Raw genomic sequence first — 15,849 nt, forward strand, 5'->3', positions numbered from 1 at the left:
TCGATCGCCGACGGTCTCAGCGCAGTTGACGGGCTCAGCGCAGTTCTTGAATACGGATCAGGTTTCCCGCTGGGTCCCGGACGGCGCAATCGCGAACGCCGTACGGCTGCTCGGTCGGTTCCTGGACGACGTCGATGTCGCCGGCCTGAAGCCGCTCGAACGTGTCGTCCAGATCTTTGGTGGCCAGGAGAAGTCCGCCGTAGGTGCCCTTGGCCATCATCTCGATGATGGTGCGGCGCTCCTCGTCGGTGATTCCGGGATCGACGGCCGGCGGATGCAGCACGATGGAGGTGCCGGGCTGGCCGGGCGGCCCCACCGTGATCCAACGCATCCCGTCGTAGCCGACGTCGTTGCGAACCTCGAAGCCGAGCGTGTCGCGATAGAAGTTCAGGGCGGCTTCAGGGTCGTCCTGCGGAAGGAAACTCGAGTGAATGGTGATGTCCATGGCGATCACGTTAATTGCGGCTGCGCGGTCTGCGCTTCTCGATTCCTGATCGGTCTGGTGACTTGTTTGGACACGCAGGACGGCATTCCTGCTGTCGACTGCTCGGCCTCGCGCCGATAGACACTGGGCGGAACCCCCACCAATTCGGTGAACTTGCTGCTGAAAGTGCCGAGAGAGCTGCAACCGACCTCGAAGCAGACGTCCGTGACACTGAGGTCTCCGCGCCGCAGTAACGCCATCGCTCGCTCGATTCGCCTGGTCATCAGGTAGGCGTACGGCGGTTCTCCGTATGCCTGACGGAATTGGCGACTGAGATGCCCCGCAGACATGTTCACTCCCCGCGCGAGCGCCTCCACGTCCAGAGGCCGCGCGTACTCCCGGTCGATACGGTCTCGCACACGTCGTAGTCGCGCGAGGTCCTGCAGGTGCGGATCTGCGGCAGGTCTGCTGGTCACGTATTCGATCGTGCCATGCCATACCGACGTTGCCCAGCACAAGAGATGAACTCGGCGTGGAGCGATCGCGCACACACCGAGCAGTTCGTCATGATCGTGTAAGGATGGAGAAATGACCACGGCTCATCGCTCAGGCATCGACCTCACCCACCTCGACGGCGACACACGGGCGCAGGACGATCTGTTCGTCCACGTCAACGGAAAATGGCTCGCCGAATACGAGATTCCGGCAGACCGCGCAGTCGACGGGGCCTTCCGGACGCTCTACGACAAGGCCGAAGAAGACGTACAGACCATCATCACCGAAGCCGCGGAGTCCAACTCGGCCGCCGGTACCGATGCACAGCGCATCGGCGACCTGTACTCGAGCTTCATGGACGCCGACGCCGTGGAGGCCGCAGGCCTCGGCCCCATCGACGACGAGCTCGACGCCGTCGCCGATGCGCCGGACCGGTCGTCGCTGGCCACCGTGATCGGACGCCACCAGCGCGTCGGCGTCGGCGGTGCCATCTCGCATTACGTCGACACCGATGCCAAGAACTCCGAGCGGTACCTGATCCACTTCAGCCAGTCGGGAATCAGCCTCCCCGACGAGTCGTACTACCGCGAGGACAACTACGCGGAGATCCGCGAGAAGTACGTCGCGCACATCGACAAGATGTTCACCCTGGCCGGCGTCGGGTACGACGCCCAGCGTGTGTTCGAACTCGAGAAGAAGATCGCGGCCGGGCACTGGGACGTCGTCAAGCGTCGTGACGCAGATTTGAGTTACAACCTGGTGGGCTTCGAGGAACTGACCGAGCAGAACCCCGGTTTGGACTGGGCGGCCTGGCTGTCCGGTCTCGGCGCCGATTCGGAGAAGTTCGCCGAGATCGTGGTCCGCCAGCCCGAATTCCTGCACACCTTCACCGCACTCTGGGCGTCGGAGTCACTGGACGACTGGAAGGCATGGGCGGCGTGGAAGGTGCTTCATGCCCGCTCCCCTTACCTGCATTCGGCCCTGGTCGACGAGACTTTCGCTTTCTACGGCACCACACTGTCCGGGACCGAAGAGAACCGTGAGCGCTGGAAGCGCGGGGTAAGCCTGGTCCAGGATCTGCTCGGCGAGGCCGTCGGCAAGCTCTACGTCGATCGACACTTCCCCGCAGAGGCGAAGACCCGCATGCTGGAACTGGTCGCAAACCTGCAGGAGGCGTACCGCCGCAACATCTCCGACCTCGAGTGGATGAGCCCGCAGACTCGTGAGGCTGCATTGGCCAAGCTCGAGAAGTTCACCCCGAAGATCGGTTACCCCGACAAGTGGCGCGACTACGCCGGACTCGAGATCTCGGCAACCGACCTGGTGGGCAACTACCGTCGCGGATACGCCGCCGAGTACGACCGTGACCTGGCCAAGCTGGGCGGCCCCGTCGACCGTGACGAGTGGTTCATGACGCCGCAGACCGTCAACGCCTACTACAACCCGGGCATGAACGAAATCGTCTTCCCCGCAGCCATTCTCCAGCCGCCGTTCTTCGACGCGGCAGCCGACGACGCTGCCAACTACGGCGGCATCGGCGCCGTCATCGGCCACGAGATCGGTCACGGGTTCGACGATCAGGGCGCCAAGTACGACGGCGACGGCAACATGGTCGACTGGTGGACCGACGAGGACCGCAGCGAATTCGGCAAGCGCACAAAGGCTCTCATCGAGCAGTACAACGAGTTCGAGCCCAAGGAACTGCCGGGCCACCACGTCAACGGCGAGTTCACGATCGGCGAGAACATCGGCGACCTCGGCGGCCTGTCGATCGCGATCGCGGCGTACAAGATCGCGACCGAGGGTATCGAACCTCCGGTCATCGACGGACTCACCGGCTTGCAGCGCGTGTTCTTCGGGTGGGCGCAGGTATGGCGCACGAAGGCCCGTGAGGCCGAAGCGCTTCGCCGTCTGGCCGTCGACCCGCACTCGCCGCCGGAGTTCCGGTGCAACGGCGTCGTCCGCAACCTCGACACGTTCCACGAGGAGTTCGACGTCAAGCCCGGTGACGCACTGTATTTGGAGCCGGAGAAGCGTGTGAAGATCTGGTAGCAGGGGCAAGCCCCTGTGCGCGCTCGAGGACCCCCTGGACTCCCTGAGCGCGCACGGGGCCGAAGGCCTACCGGGCGTACATGATCACCCCGACGCCGACCAGACAGATCAGCGCACCGGCGATGTCGAAACGATCCGGGCGGAATCCGTCCATCACCACCGCCCACAGCAGTGAACCTGCGACGAAGATCCCGCCGTACGCGGCGAGGATGCGCCCGAAGTTCGCATCGGGTTGCATGGTGGCGACCAGACCGTAGAGGCCGAGCGAGATGACGCCGAGCCCCACCCAGATCCATCCCTTGTGCTCGCGAATTCCCTGCCACACCAACCACGCGCCCCCGATTTCGAGCAGCGCGGCGAGTACGAACAGCAACAGCGAACGTGCGACGGTCATGCCGCACACAGTATCGCTACAGACGTACTCCGGTCTCCGCGGAAAAGAAGTACACCTCGCCGGCCTTGGGCAGCAGATGAAGCGACTCCCCCGGTGCCACCGACATCTTCCGGTCGACGCGAATGACGATTCGACCGGATCGGCTCTGCCACTGCGAATCCGGGGCACCCTTTGCATAGACGAACGATTCGGCTCCCAACTCTTCGAGCAGATCGGCATCCACGGCCAGCGAGCCCTTTCGCCACGCTCCCACCAGATCCCACGATTCCGGGCGCACTCCCACGACGACCCGCTCCCGCTCGGACGCCCCGGTGGGCAGCGGAATCCGCAGATCACCGAGCACTGCGACGGTTCCCTCGACCGGCGCTTCGATCAGGTTCATGCCGGGCGATCCGATGAAGGCGGCCACAAAGGTGTTGACGGGGTTGTCGTAGAGTTCGCGCGGCTTCGCCACCTGCTGCAAGCGACCGTCCAGCATCACCGCCACTCGGTCCCCCATCGTCATCGCCTCGACCTGATCGTGGGTGACGTAGACCGTCGTGGTGCCGAGTCGACGCTGTAGGGCGGCGATCTGCGACCGTGTGCTGACGCGCAGTTTGGCGTCCAGATTACTGAGTGGTTCGTCCATGCAGAACACCTTGGGATGGCGAACGATGGCTCTACCCATGGCAACTCGCTGACGTTGCCCGCCCGACAGCTTTGCCGGTTTCCGTCCGAGCAAGGGTTCGAGTTCGAGCATCCGCGCGGCCTCGAGTACCCGCTCCCGGCGCTCCGTCTTTCCCACTCCGGCATTCTGGAGCGCGAAGCCCATGTTCTGCTCGACGGTCATGTTCGGGTACAGCGCGTAACTCTGAAACACCATGGCGACGTCACGTGCTCGCGGAGCGAGGTGCGTGACGTCCGTGCCGCCGATCTCGATCCGACCGTCCGACGCGGACTCGAGACCGGCGAGCATTCGCAGGCTGGTGGACTTACCGCAACCGGAAGGTCCTACGAGTACCAGGAACTCACCGTCGGCGATGTCGAGGTCGAGACGGTCGACTGCCGGTCGATCGGTTCCTTCGTAGCGGTGCGTGACTCCCGCGAATTGCACGTTGGCCATGAGTGTTCTCTCCTACTACTTCGGCAGCTTGGGGGTGATCTGCCGGTCGATGATCTGCTGCAACTGCGTGGCAACGCCGGCGAATGTCGATGCGACGTCGGCCTTCTGGAGAGCGATCTGCTCGAGTCCGGTGCCGATGATCTGATCCCCACCCGGGACGAACACGCGTGCGTAGTCCTGCGAGCGCGTACGCGAGAGCTGATCCACAGCGGTACGGGAGTTGGGGTTCGCGTCGAGGAACGCCTTCATGCTCGGCTCCGAGGTTGCCGACTTGCGGACCGGCATGTAGCCGACGTTCTGCGAGAAGTACGCCGTGTTCTCACCATTGGTGATGAAGTCGATGAACTTGAGCGCGTTCTTCTTACGCTGATCGGAGATCTTGGACGGGATGGCAAGCCCGGCACCGCCGGTGGGGCAACCGGGAGTTCCGTCCACTGCCGGGAGGAAAGCGGTGCCGAAGTCGAAGTTGGCAGTCTTCTTGATGCCGGACAGATCGCCCGTCGACGCGATGGTCGACGCCAGAATGCCGGTACCGAATTCGTTTGCGATGTCAGTGGAGACCGCGGCGTACTTCTTGTCGTGAATCATGCTGGAGAGGAACTGCCCTGCGGCAATGGTCTTCTCGTTGTCGAGCTGCAGATTCCACTGGTCGGAGTACGAGCCGCCGAACGTCCAGATTGGGCCTTCGTAGGTCCAGCCGAGGTAATCCTTCGCGTTGCCCCACCCGTGTGCCAACTTGCCGTTGCCCACGACCTTCTGCAGCTCGGGTCCCCACTCGTCGAACTCCTGCCATGTCGCCGGCCCACGGTCGGGAAGACCTGCCTGCGACCAGACCGCCTTGTTGTAGTAGAACAACGGCGTCGACCGCGCGTAGGGAAGCGCATAGTGCTTGCCCTGGAACAGGTAGTCGGCGAGCAGTGAATCGACGTAGTCGGCCGAGTCGACCCCCACCTCGGAGAAGAGTCCGTCGAGCGGCTCGATTGCCCCGGCCAGTGCATAGTTGAACCACCAGACATCCGACAGCACAACCACATCGGGCACATCTCCACCGGAGAGGGCAGCGTTGAACTTCTGTGCCACCTCTTCGTAGTTCTTGCCGCCGTCCACCAAGTTGACCTTCAGGTCCGGGTACTTGGTCTGGAAGCGGTTGATCAGTTCCTTCTCCACGTCGGTGGACTTACCCGGATGGTTCGACCAGAAGGTGATGGTGTTGGAATCACCCGACGCACCGGATGTTCCCGCAGCATCAGCGCTCGACCCGCCGGATCCCGCGCACGCGGTCAGTGCGGCGCCGGCGGCGATTGCACCGCCGAGGCTCAAGAATCCGCGCCTGTTCATGTTTGCCATTACTGCTCCTCGAGAAAGAAATGTGACGGGAAAGCTGTCAGCCCTTGACCGCACCGGAGGTGAGGCCCTTGATCATGTGTCGTTGCAGCAGAAGGAAAATCACCAGGATCGGTAGCATCGTCAGCACCGTTCCTGCCATGACCGGACCCCAGTTGGTAAGTCCGTCGTTGTTCTGCAGTTGGGTCAATCCGATCGGCAGCGGCGCCACCGAGGAATCGTCGGACATGAGGAACGGCCACAGGTACTCGTTCCATTCGTTGACCACCGTGATGATGCCGAACGCCACCATCGTGGGTCCGGAAACGGGGAGCACCACGCGCCAGAGCAACCGCCAGTGGCCGGCTCCGTCCATCCGCGCCGCCTCGACGATCTCCGAAGGGATCGAGAGGAAGTGGTTGCGCATGAGGAACGTACCGAAGGCTACACCCGCGAGCGGAACTATGATGCCCTGGAACGTGTTACGCCAGCCCCACTCTGCCACGAGCGCGTAATTCGAGATCACGGTGATCTGGTTCGGAACCATCAATGCGGCGATGATTCCGAGAAAGACGAAGTTCTTCCCCGGGAAGCGCAGGAACACCAACCCATAGGCGCTGAGAGTCCCCAGAACGAACTTCGCCGCCGACAGAATCGTCGTGATCACTATCGAGTTCCGCAAGAACATCCAGAACGGGACCGATGTGGTTGCTTCCGAATAGTTTTCGGGATGCAGCGACGACGGCCACCACGTTGCCGGCTGCGTGTAGATCTCCGGGCGCTCCTTGAACGAGGTCATCACGATCCAGTAGAGCGGCAGGACGATGATGACCAACGCGATCACCATTGCCGCATAGCCGAGGATCTTCACACCGACCTCACGCCGGTCCACGTTCTTGCGGTCCGGCCCCGGCCTAACGACGGAAGTCGGAGCAGCGCTTTTCTTTTCCTCTACCGCTGTCATTTCTCTTCTCCCCGATCCATGGCACGAACCTGGTAGACGGTGATGATCAGCAGGATCAGGAACATGATGGTGGCAACCGTCGCACCGTAGCCCGCCCGGAAGTTTCGGAACGTCTCGTTGTACACCTGGTAGACCATCGTCGTCGTCCCCGTACCCAGCGGGCCACCACGGGTCATGACGTTGATGATGTCGAAGACCTGGAGCGAGTTGAGCATGACGGTGATGGAGAGGAAGAACGTCGTCGGGCGCAACTGAGGTAGGAGAACCCGGCGAAACTTGGTCCACGGCTTGGCGCCGTCGATTTCGGCAGCTTCGTTCAGCTCCTGCCGAACTCCTTGCAGTGCAGCGAGATAGATGACAAACGTGTACCCGAGGTTCTTCCACATGTATGTCACCGTCACCATGAACAGCGCCCAGTGGGGATCCTGATAGAAGTCGGGCGATTGGAGTCCGACACGGTGCAGGAGATCCTGGATCAGGCCGAAGTTGGGGTCGAAGACGAACTGAAACGCGACACCGATCGCTGCACCGGAGATCACGAACGGCGCGAAGATGGCCGACCGGACCAGGTTTCGCCCGACGAGCTTGCGATCGAGCAGCATGGCCAACGCCAAACCGATGACCATCGAACCCACCACTGTGACCAATGTGAATACCACTGTGTTGGTGACGATCTGCCAGGTGTCGCTTCGTCCGAACCACTCGCGGTAATTGCTCAGCCCGATGAACGTCGCCTTCGGGTCCGCAATGTTCCAGTCGAAGAACGAAAGTCGGATGTTGTCCACCAGCGGGCGATAGGTGAACAAGATCAGCAACGCGAGATTGGGACCGACCAAGAGCGCGAACAGCGCGTAATCACGCCATGGTCTGCCCCACAGACCTGGCTTGCCTGATGTGGGCAGCGTTCTTTCCGGACTCGATCTCACTGAGGCAGTCTGACCGCCCGCAACGAATGAATGGTGAACGTACAAGACACTCGAGCTGAACGCGACACGAAAAAGGCCCTGCGCGAATACTTCTCGCGCAGGGCCTTCCTCGTCGATGTCTAGCGGTTCCAGTCGCCCAATCCGTCGGCGCCGCTGAGGACTCCACCTGCGGTGTTCTGCACGATCACCGGGTCACCCTTGCCTGCGTTCTCGAAGAACCACTTGGCGTCCTCGGTGCTGACATTGAGGCAGCCGTGGCTGACGTTGGTGAAACCTTGTTGCGCAACCGACCACGGAGCTGCATGGACGAAGATGCCACTGTAGGAAATTCGCGTCGCGTACTCGACGTAGGTGCGGTAACCCTCGGGAGAATCGATCGGAACGCCGTACGTGGACGAATCCATGTACATGTCGCGCAACTGCTCGCCGACGATGTACGTGCCGTTCGGTGTTTCGTGGCCCGGCTTGCCGAACGACGTCGGCATGGTGCGCACGACCTCGCCGTTGCGGGTGACCGTGACCTGCTTGGTGTTGTCGTCCGCGACCGTGACGAGCGCATCACCGATGTTGAACGTGGAGTGCGAATCACCGGCGTCGACGGTCACGGAGATGTTCGCCGGCCAGAACTGTGTCGGCTTCCAACGGACCTGGCTGTCGTTGATCCAGTAGAAGCTGCCCTCGACCGGCGGATCGGTGGTCACGCGAATAGCGCGTTCGGCCGTCGCACGGTCGCCGACGGCCTCGTTGAATCGAATGATGATCGGTTGCGCGATACCGACGGTCTCGCCCGCGGACGGATTGAGCGACGGAGCGGAGAAGTTGGGGACGCCGATGGGCGCCTGGATCGGCGTACCCGGGATGCCCGGAACCGGAATTGCCGGGTCGAGGTACGGAACGCCGGGGATCACGGGCAACGGGATGTCGGGTCCACCGGGAAAGAGCGGAACAGCCGCTGAGGGTCCGGCCAGAGCGAGGCCGGCGGCCACTGCTCCGACGATTGCCACGGCAACCCGTGACGTCCGACGACCCTGTTTGCTGCCCATGTCACTACCTTCGCTCGACTGACCACGTACTCACGTGGATTTTGCGCGGCCGGCATCGATACCCGCCTGGTACCGATGCCGATGCACCATTCGGACGCACCCGCTCGGAGCACACCTACACACCCGAGCACGCCGAAGAGAGCAAACCGCACATTTCCATAGTCATTAACACACAAAAGCGGCAATCGAGCAATTCGGATGTTCGCCCAAACGTTGCTATCCCTCGCTCCGGGCAGCCGCCAACATGGATTCGATGGAGATGAGTTTGGTTCGCGGCCGTCCGGTTGCGGCACCGGATGCGCGTTCTGCCTTGTCGATCCGCTGCCAACCTTGATAGTCCACCTGATCCGGCGACCGGTCTGCCAACAAAACCTGCAACTTGTCGGCATCCTCGGTCGGGGTGGCGAGGCGCCCACCAGCGAAGTCGTCGAAGATCATCGACACGGTCTCGGCGGAGCAGTACTTGTTGGTGCCGATCACGCCAGTCGGTCCGCGCTTGATCCAACCCGCGACGTAGACACCCGGGATCGGCGTGCCGGTCTCGGTGTCGATTACTCTGCCGTTCTCGTTGGGGATCACGCCGCGAGCGTCGTCGAAGGGCAAATCGGCCATCGGTGTGCCGCGGTATCCGACCGACCGAAGCACCAGTGAAGTGTCGATCGTCTCCTCGGTTTCGGTAGGCCGGGCGGAGAGCTGACCGGTCGGCGTTGCCACCAATTCGTTTTTCACGATCCGCACCTGTGAGACTGCACCGTCGCCGAGGACCTCGACGGGAGAGGTGAGGAACCGGAGAACGATCCGCTTGCGAGAAGGATCTGCGGTACGCGAAGCAAATTCCTGCGCCTGCTTGACCTTGAGCAGGACGGACGGCTCGGCGGCATCGCTGTCCACGAACGCCTGACTGGCCTCGTCGAGTTCGGCTTCGATCGGGTCGACGACTACGTCCACGTTCACCATCTGTCCGAGCGCCAACAGTTCGGGATTGGTGTACGCGGCCTGCGCCGGCCCACGACGCCCGAGAATGACCACCTCACGAATCTTGCTGTTCCGCAGCGCTTCCAATGCGTGCTCGGCGAGGTCCGTCTTCGCAAGCTGGTCAGGGTCGGTCACCAGGATGCGTGCGACGTCGAGTGCGACGTTGCCGTTTCCGACGATCACCGCTCGCTCGCCGGACAGATCGAAAGTCCGATCGGCATATCCCGGGTGGCCGTTGTACCAGGCGACGAACTCGGTGGCAGCGTGACTTCCCGGCAGATCCTCGCCCGGGATCTCGAGCTTGCGATCCCCGGCAGCGCCTACCGCGTAGATCACTGCGTGGTGATGGTCCAACAGTTCCGAATGCGAGATGTGGGTACCCACCTCGACGTTGAAGTGGCAGCGCACGGTCTTTTTCGCGACCACGGCGCGGAACTGATCGGTGACGCCTTTGGTTCCGGGATGATCCGGAGCCACGCCGGCGCGCACCAATCCGTAGGGAGTGGGAAGTCGATCGAACATGTCGACCTCGACGCGAGGCTTGCCGGTCAGTTCCATCGCCGCGTAGCAGGCGGCCGGGCCGGAGCCGATGATCGCCACTTTCAGCGTTCCCAGTTCGGGATCGATCTTGGCCATCGTGATCGGCTCGGGCCAATCCGGGCCCATCGGATGCTTCTCGAAGTACGACGCGTTCATCTGCAGGTACGGCGCGTCGTCCTCGTCGAGTTCGTTGTCCGGGAAGATCGCCTCGACCGGGCATTCGTCCACACACGCACCACAATCGATGCAGGTGTCGGGATCGATGTAGAGCATTTCGGTGGTCGCGAACGGGGCTTCGTCCGGTGTCGGGTGAATGCAATTGACCGGACACACGTCAACACACGAGGCGTCGTTGCAGCACGGCTGCGTGATCACATACGCCATGACATTCCCCTATCCCTGAAACACGAAGCTCGAACTGGTTCCCAGACTATAACGTGTTCCAATTTGGCGCGAGAATCGTTTTCAGATCACCCCATTGCGCTTCAGCAGCCACACCGCCTGCACGGTGGCGTGACCTCGCCATTCCAACGCCGCGACGGGCGAATAGCTGTCGAAATCCACCGCCCAACCGCCGTCGCCATGTTGTCGCGCAGCGAGCGCAGACAGTTCGGACTCGATCACTGATGCGTCGAACAACGCGCGGGTCGGGCCGCCGGGAAGCGGTGAGAAATCGAGGGGCCGCATGAATTCGCCCTCGGCTCCCCCGTCCACGTGAACCAAGCCGTCAGCCGGGATACGCGAACCAAGAGTGCTCACCAACGACGACGCTTCGGGACTGTTCCGGTGAACCGCGTCGAGAAACTGCAAGGCAAAGGCGAGCTCGAGGGCATGCAGAGAATCGGCCCCGTCGATCGCGTCGAGGCAATATCGAACGGCAGAGGCGAACCACGGATGTTCGGCGACGGCCTCGTCGAATTCGGCAACGCGAGCCGCTGCAGCACACACGATGCTGGTGATCTGCAACGACGGCGCCGACGGGTCCGCGCTCACCCAGAAGGGCGCACACCCGGCTGGGTCTGCAATCGGGAAGGCGAAGGGTAAACCGCCGCCTGCCAGCGAATTGGTCTGCAACCAGTCGCACAGTTCGACCGCTCTGGGCGTCGGCGTTCCGATGTCGGCAAAGGCTTCGAAGGCATGCAGCGCTCCGCCAGGTTGGCTGGTTGCCGAGCGAAGATCCGGTTCGAGTCCCCAGCCGTACCCACCGTCCGGGTTGCGATAACCGTCCACGGCCGCACAAGCCGCGGCCCGGTCACCCTGTCCGAGAATCAAATTCAGCCGATGCCGATCGAGAGTCCTGGCATGTCCCGCCATGAACCCGACGGCTGCCGTGAGATCAACAGTCATGAAGAACGGTTCAGGATTCGTCGCCGTCGAGCCGGAAGCCGACCTTCAACGTGACCTGGAAATGCGCCACGGCGCCGTTCTCGATGTGGCCGCGAGTTTCCACCACCTCGAACCATTCGAGGTTGCGCACCGTCTCGTTCGCCCGGGCGATGGCGGTGCGAATTGCCGCGTCACTGCTCTCGGTGGACGAGCCGACGATCTCGGTCACCCGGTACACGTTGCTGCTCATGGCATTCCCTTCGTGTCAGATTCGACGAACCAACTCCTGCGCCTCGGCGCCGAGCCTCGCAAGGCGAAGATCACCGAGAGCTGTCACAGCACTACCCAACCTGTTGGTGGTGAAACCGAGCGAGAGTCCGCTGGACAGGTCCGCATACGCGCCTGAACCGCCGACTCCGTAGTGGCCTATCGCATTCCGCGGCTGCCGCCGCGCGGCAATGATCGGCGGGTGGTAACCGAGAGTCCAGTTGGGCCGCACCGCCAGCACGTAATCCCGATCGCGAGTCTGGATGGTCGACATCTGTTCGATGGTCGATTCCTTCAGGAACCGCTTCCCGTCGATCACGCCGCCGTTCGCGATGGCGCCGTACATCTTCGCGAGAGCACGCGCGCTGAACACTCCGTTCCAGCCCGGCATGACGGCGTCATGGACAGCCGGGTTGCGCACCATGACGTCGAAACCGTCCGGCATCGCGGCCTCCGCGAGTCCGCGAGTCGGACCGACGTGTGAGAGCACGGTCGACGCGAAGGCCCAGTTCAAGCCGGCAGGGTTGATATGTGGGAACAGCTTGGCGATCCGTGGACGCTCGGTTTCGGGTACGCGGTACCAGAATTCGTCGACTCCGAGGGGCTTCGCTATCTCCGCTTGTACGACGTCGATGAACGGCTGACCGGACACCCTGGCCACAAGTTCGGCTACCAACCAGCCGTAGGTCACAGCGTGATAGCCGGGGCCTCGAAGCCGACGCGGATCCGGTTTCTCGGCAGCCAGGGCGGCAACGACCGCGTCGTAGTCCATCAGGTCGAGAGGATGCGGCATCAAGCCGCGAACTCGGTGAAGGCCCGCGCGATGTGACATCAGTTCACGGACGGTGATCTTGTCCTTGCCGGCCGCCGCGAATTCAGGCCAGTACCGAGCAACCGGGGCGTCGTAGTCGATCAACCCACGTTCGGCGAGTCGGTGAACGACGGTGCTGGCGACGCCTTTGCCGGTCGAGAACGACAGCGACACCGTGTCGTGGTCCCAGCGCCGATCACGATCGGCATTGCCGGCCCAGATGTCGAGAACTTTCTCGCCTCCCAGGTACACGACGAGAGCGCCGCCGCCTTGTTGCGGTTGGCGATACATCGCGAAGAAGCGGTCGGCCAAGGGAAGGAATCGCCGGTCCACGTACAGCTCGGTGCGCGAAGGCACCTCCACCCGGGCGAGTGAACCCCGTCGTGCACTGGGAGTCATCGCGTCCTCCGATCCCCGCTGATCAAGTTGCCCGGTCACCCGATCGGTGGCAGGAGCTTGACACCATTGTGACCACTGTCACGCAAGAGGCTCAGGGCCGGGGTGCCCTCACGGGGTGACCCACGTCGAAGTGCCGTCGCTGAAACATCCCTGACCTGTGGCGATATTGAAAACAAGGGTGGGACCACCTGAGCAGATCGCCCCGACGTCCGCGTCACCCACCGCCGCTCTGCCACCAGGCCCACTGAGCACGACGGCAAATGGTGAGGAGTCGGTGCGACCGAGTGCGAGCGAACCCGGGCCGTACGCAACGGCGGCAAGTAACCCACCGCGCGACTCCGCCGCAGCAACGCCGCCGAAGAGTCCGACGCCTGCCGACCTGCCACCGTCTCGAGAATCCGCGACGCCGACACCGTCGCCCTCGACGTGTGAAATCGCGTAACTGGAGGGATCTGCCACCGCTCGGCATGCGGATGACCCGTCGACGATCGTCTGATCTTGCCCGCGCGCCGAACAATCCAACGTCGCGGCCGACGCTGTTCCGCTACCGAGTGACAATCCGAAGGCGGCAAGAATCACACCGCCCGCCGCTAAGCTTGCTGCTCGCATTTTCCGGCGATCCATATCCAACCCCCACAGTGCATTCGACGTGACCGTACATTCGACGTCTGATCGAATTACCCGATATGTCCGCCTCTGACGCTACCCGTCTTTGTTCTTCCGATCGCGGTCCTTGCTCGGTTGAACACGTTTGGGTTCACCGGGCATTTTGGGATAGTTCGGCGGGTACGGCAGATCGCCCAGTCCTGCCGCCAGATCCTTCTCCCACATCTCCAACAGAACATCGAGGGCAAAGGCCTTGTCGTGCATGGCTTCCATCGGATCACCACGATCGGCGAGCAAGCCGGGAACCGTGGCGATGGTGCAGTCGTCTGGATGCACGTCGCGCAGTTCGTCCCAGGTCACCGGCGTCGACACAGTTGCGATCGGCGTCTTACGAGCGGAATACGCCGCCGCGATCGTCCGGTCACGGGCATTCTGATTGAAGTCGATGAAGATCCGTTCACCCCGCTCTTCCTTCCACCACGCGGTTGTGGCGCGATCGGCACTACGACGCTCGACTTCACGAGCAAGGGCGATACCCGCGTGACGGACCTCGACAAAATCCCAGCGCGCCTCGAGCGGGATGTAGACGTGAAGGCCTCGGCCACCGGACGTCTTGGGAAATCCTTCCAATCCCAACTCAGCGAGCAGAGGGCGAAGGACCTCGTCCGCGATGGCAACGGCCTCGTCGAACCCGGTCCCCGGTTGCGGATCGAGATCGATGCGCAGTTCGTCCGGGTGGTCGGTGTCCGGGCACCGCACGGCCCAGGGATGAAACGTGACAGTCCCGAGATTGGCGGCCCACACGATGTTCGCAGCACTTCGCACTCGAAGGACGTCGGCCTTGCGACCCGACGGGAACGTGACCTCGCAGGATTCGACGTGCTCGGGCCGTTTTGCCGGCAGCCGCTTCTGGTAAACCTCTTCGCCCTCGATGCCGTCGGGGAATCGCTGAAGATGCGTGGGCCGATCTTGGAGCGCCCGCAACGCTGCACCCTGCAGCGCCACCGTTCGGTAGTACTCGACAAGATGCCGTTTGGTTCCGCCGTCCTCACCCAACTGCGGATAGTAGATCTTGTCCGGGCTCGACAATCGGACCGCGATCCCGTCGACGTCCAGTTCCTCTGCCGGGCTCGCCATCACTTACCGCCTGCAAGAACATCCGCGAAGTCGTATCGCACCGGAACCTCCAACTGATCGAATGTGCATTCGTCGGGCACCCTGTCCGGACGCGAGCGCAGGAATCGTGCAGCGTGCCGAAAGCGTTCCCCTTCCATCTGGTCGTACGCCACTTCGAGCACCCGCTCAGGACGAAGCGGAATCCAGGAGCGGTCTGCGGCCGATCTCCACCGGCTGGCCTCTCCCTCGGCTACAACGCCGTCCCCGAGGCGCAAAGGTTCGAGTTCGGCCAACAACTCGATCCGCCGCGCCGCGGTGAAAGCAGAAGCGCCACCGACCATCTTCAATTCGGAACCGTCGTACAGACCAAGAAGCATCGACCCGATACCTGGCTGACTCTTGTGGGGACGGTAGCCCAGCAGTACGACATCCGCGGTCCTGGCGTGTTTCACCTTGATCATCTCGCGCTTGTTCGGCAGGTACGGTCCCGCCAGCTTCTTGGCGACAACCCCGTCGAGACCCGCGCCTTCGAAGGTTTCGAACCAGGCCATTGCTTCGGCGCTGTCTGCCGTCGCTGCCGTGACGTGGCAACTCGGCCCGCCACCGATGCAATCGAGGAGCAGCGCACGTCGGACCCCGAAGTCCTCGATCGAGACGTCGCGATCGCCGAGCGCCAGTAAATCGAACCCGACAAATTGCGCTGGCGTCTGTTCCGACAACAATGCGACGCGGCTCGCGGCGGGATGAATCCGCTCGGAGAGCGCTTCCCAACTCAGACGCGTCACACCGTCGATCTCACGGGGAACCACCAGTTCTCCGTCCACGACACATTTTTCGGGCAATTCAGACTTGACAGCTTCCACCGCTTCGGGAAAGTACCGCGCCAGGTCCTTTCCTCCTCGCGATCCGAGCACCACTTCGTCACCGTCACGAAAGATGATTGCTCGAAATCCGTCCCATTTCGGCTCGTACGACCACGTCGGGTCACCGGACTCGGGCTGAGGCGGCACAGTGGCCGCAGCCTTCGCGAGCATCGGGGCAAGCGGCGGCATCAGGGGTAGCTCCACCTACCCATACTGACAGTCC

At 62.7% G+C, this 15,849-nt stretch carries 16 protein-coding genes; 1 reads left to right on the plus strand and 15 read right to left on the minus strand.

The annotated features are described in order from the left end of the window. Positions 1-34 precede the first annotated feature (34 nt). Positions 35-445 carry a VOC family protein gene (locus AOT96_RS04865; RefSeq protein ID WP_003940539.1) on the minus strand — a complete coding sequence of 137 codons (411 nt, stop codon included), beginning with the start codon at positions 443-445 and terminating at the stop codon, positions 35-37. 5 nt (positions 446-450) lie between these two features. Then, entirely contained in the window at positions 451-900 is a 450-nt protein-coding gene (locus AOT96_RS04870) for a helix-turn-helix transcriptional regulator (protein ID WP_030535180.1), read from the minus strand. A 112-nt stretch (positions 901-1,012) separates the two neighbouring features. Here AOT96_RS04870 and AOT96_RS04875 point away from each other — a divergent pair, with 112 nt between their 5' ends. Beyond that, positions 1,013-2,971: a M13 family metallopeptidase gene (locus tag AOT96_RS04875; protein WP_065351378.1), complete on the plus strand. Its 1,959-nt coding sequence runs from the start codon at positions 1,013-1,015 to the stop codon at positions 2,969-2,971. 67 nt (positions 2,972-3,038) lie between these two features. Here the strand turns inward: AOT96_RS04875 and AOT96_RS04880 are convergent, their stop codons facing one another. The 13 genes from AOT96_RS04880 to AOT96_RS04940 form a co-directional block, all read right to left on the minus strand. Next, positions 3,039-3,365, minus strand: coding sequence for a YnfA family protein (locus tag AOT96_RS04880; RefSeq protein ID WP_003940244.1), 327 nt, complete (start codon positions 3,363-3,365; stop codon positions 3,039-3,041). Between the two features lie 16 nt (positions 3,366-3,381). Then, positions 3,382-4,467, minus strand: a complete 1,086-nt coding sequence (locus tag AOT96_RS04885; RefSeq protein WP_007731405.1) for an ABC transporter ATP-binding protein — start codon at positions 4,465-4,467, stop codon at positions 3,382-3,384. A gap of 15 nt (positions 4,468-4,482) precedes the next feature. Next, positions 4,483-5,814 (minus strand): ABC transporter substrate-binding protein, encoded by a 1,332-nt coding sequence (locus AOT96_RS04890; RefSeq protein ID WP_003940485.1) that lies wholly within the window; start codon positions 5,812-5,814, stop codon positions 4,483-4,485. Between the two features lie 37 nt (positions 5,815-5,851). After that, positions 5,852-6,754: a carbohydrate ABC transporter permease gene (locus AOT96_RS04895; RefSeq protein WP_003939837.1), complete on the minus strand. Its 903-nt coding sequence runs from the start codon at positions 6,752-6,754 to the stop codon at positions 5,852-5,854. Further along, entirely contained in the window at positions 6,751-7,725 is a 975-nt protein-coding gene (locus AOT96_RS04900; RefSeq protein WP_003940557.1) for a carbohydrate ABC transporter permease, read from the minus strand. The genes AOT96_RS04895 and AOT96_RS04900 overlap by 4 nt, the downstream gene beginning before the upstream one ends. Before the next feature lie 74 nt (positions 7,726-7,799). Continuing rightward, complete coding sequence (locus tag AOT96_RS04905; RefSeq protein WP_007731397.1) at positions 7,800-8,723, minus strand: L,D-transpeptidase; 924 nt, start codon at positions 8,721-8,723, stop codon at positions 7,800-7,802. A 216-nt stretch (positions 8,724-8,939) separates the two neighbouring features. Beyond that, positions 8,940-10,622, minus strand: coding sequence for an FAD-dependent oxidoreductase (locus AOT96_RS04910; RefSeq protein WP_065351379.1), 1,683 nt, complete (start codon positions 10,620-10,622; stop codon positions 8,940-8,942). 81 nt (positions 10,623-10,703) lie between these two features. Beyond that, on the minus strand, positions 10,704-11,585 hold the full coding sequence (locus AOT96_RS04915; RefSeq protein ID WP_007731393.1) for a hypothetical protein: 882 nt from the start codon (positions 11,583-11,585) through the stop codon (positions 10,704-10,706). Between the two features lie 10 nt (positions 11,586-11,595). Next, positions 11,596-11,814, minus strand: coding sequence for a dodecin (locus AOT96_RS04920; RefSeq protein ID WP_003939815.1), 219 nt, complete (start codon positions 11,812-11,814; stop codon positions 11,596-11,598). 15 nt (positions 11,815-11,829) lie between these two features. Next, positions 11,830-13,041, minus strand: a complete 1,212-nt coding sequence (locus tag AOT96_RS04925; RefSeq protein ID WP_007731391.1) for a serine hydrolase domain-containing protein — start codon at positions 13,039-13,041, stop codon at positions 11,830-11,832. 108 nt (positions 13,042-13,149) lie between these two features. After that, complete coding sequence (locus AOT96_RS04930; RefSeq protein ID WP_050793957.1) at positions 13,150-13,650, minus strand: DUF6764 family protein; 501 nt, start codon at positions 13,648-13,650, stop codon at positions 13,150-13,152. A gap of 93 nt (positions 13,651-13,743) precedes the next feature. Then, on the minus strand, positions 13,744-14,784 hold the full coding sequence (ligD, locus tag AOT96_RS04935) for a non-homologous end-joining DNA ligase (protein WP_003940248.1): 1,041 nt from the start codon (positions 14,782-14,784) through the stop codon (positions 13,744-13,746). Beyond that, positions 14,784-15,830: an ATP-dependent DNA ligase gene (locus AOT96_RS04940; protein ID WP_065351380.1), complete on the minus strand. Its 1,047-nt coding sequence runs from the start codon at positions 15,828-15,830 to the stop codon at positions 14,784-14,786. The genes ligD and AOT96_RS04940 overlap by 1 nt, the downstream gene beginning before the upstream one ends. Between the last annotated feature and the right edge of the window lie 19 nt (positions 15,831-15,849).

Origin of the sequence: Rhodococcus sp. 008, from assembly GCF_001682295.1 — a bacterium.
Taxonomy (GTDB): Bacteria; Actinomycetota; Actinomycetes; order Mycobacteriales; family Mycobacteriaceae; genus Rhodococcus_F; species Rhodococcus_F qingshengii.

Excerpts from the sequence above, each read along its gene's own strand:
- AOT96_RS04865 (WP_003940539.1), bottom strand. The coding sequence starts at position 445 with ATGGACATCACCATTCACTCGAGTTTCCTTCCGCAGGACGACCCTGAA.
- AOT96_RS04875 (WP_065351378.1), top strand. The coding sequence starts at position 1,013 with ATGACCACGGCTCATCGCTCAGGCATCGACCTCACCCACCTCGACGGC.
- AOT96_RS04880 (WP_003940244.1), bottom strand. The coding sequence starts at position 3,365 with ATGACCGTCGCACGTTCGCTGTTGCTGTTCGTACTCGCCGCGCTGCTC.
- AOT96_RS04885 (WP_007731405.1), bottom strand. The coding sequence starts at position 4,467 with ATGGCCAACGTGCAATTCGCGGGAGTCACGCACCGCTACGAAGGAACC.
- AOT96_RS04890 (WP_003940485.1), bottom strand. The coding sequence starts at position 5,814 with ATGGCAAACATGAACAGGCGCGGATTCTTGAGCCTCGGCGGTGCAATC.
- AOT96_RS04895 (WP_003939837.1), bottom strand. The coding sequence starts at position 6,754 with ATGACAGCGGTAGAGGAAAAGAAAAGCGCTGCTCCGACTTCCGTCGTT.
- AOT96_RS04905 (WP_007731397.1), bottom strand. The coding sequence starts at position 8,723 with ATGGGCAGCAAACAGGGTCGTCGGACGTCACGGGTTGCCGTGGCAATC.
- AOT96_RS04910 (WP_065351379.1), bottom strand. The coding sequence starts at position 10,622 with ATGGCGTATGTGATCACGCAGCCGTGCTGCAACGACGCCTCGTGTGTT.
- AOT96_RS04915 (WP_007731393.1), bottom strand. The coding sequence starts at position 11,585 with ATGACTGTTGATCTCACGGCAGCCGTCGGGTTCATGGCGGGACATGCC.
- AOT96_RS04920 (WP_003939815.1), bottom strand. The coding sequence starts at position 11,814 with ATGAGCAGCAACGTGTACCGGGTGACCGAGATCGTCGGCTCGTCCACC.
- AOT96_RS04925 (WP_007731391.1), bottom strand. The coding sequence starts at position 13,041 with ATGACTCCCAGTGCACGACGGGGTTCACTCGCCCGGGTGGAGGTGCCT.
- AOT96_RS04930 (WP_050793957.1), bottom strand. The coding sequence starts at position 13,650 with ATGCGAGCAGCAAGCTTAGCGGCGGGCGGTGTGATTCTTGCCGCCTTC.
- ligD (WP_003940248.1), bottom strand. The coding sequence starts at position 14,784 with ATGGCGAGCCCGGCAGAGGAACTGGACGTCGACGGGATCGCGGTCCGA.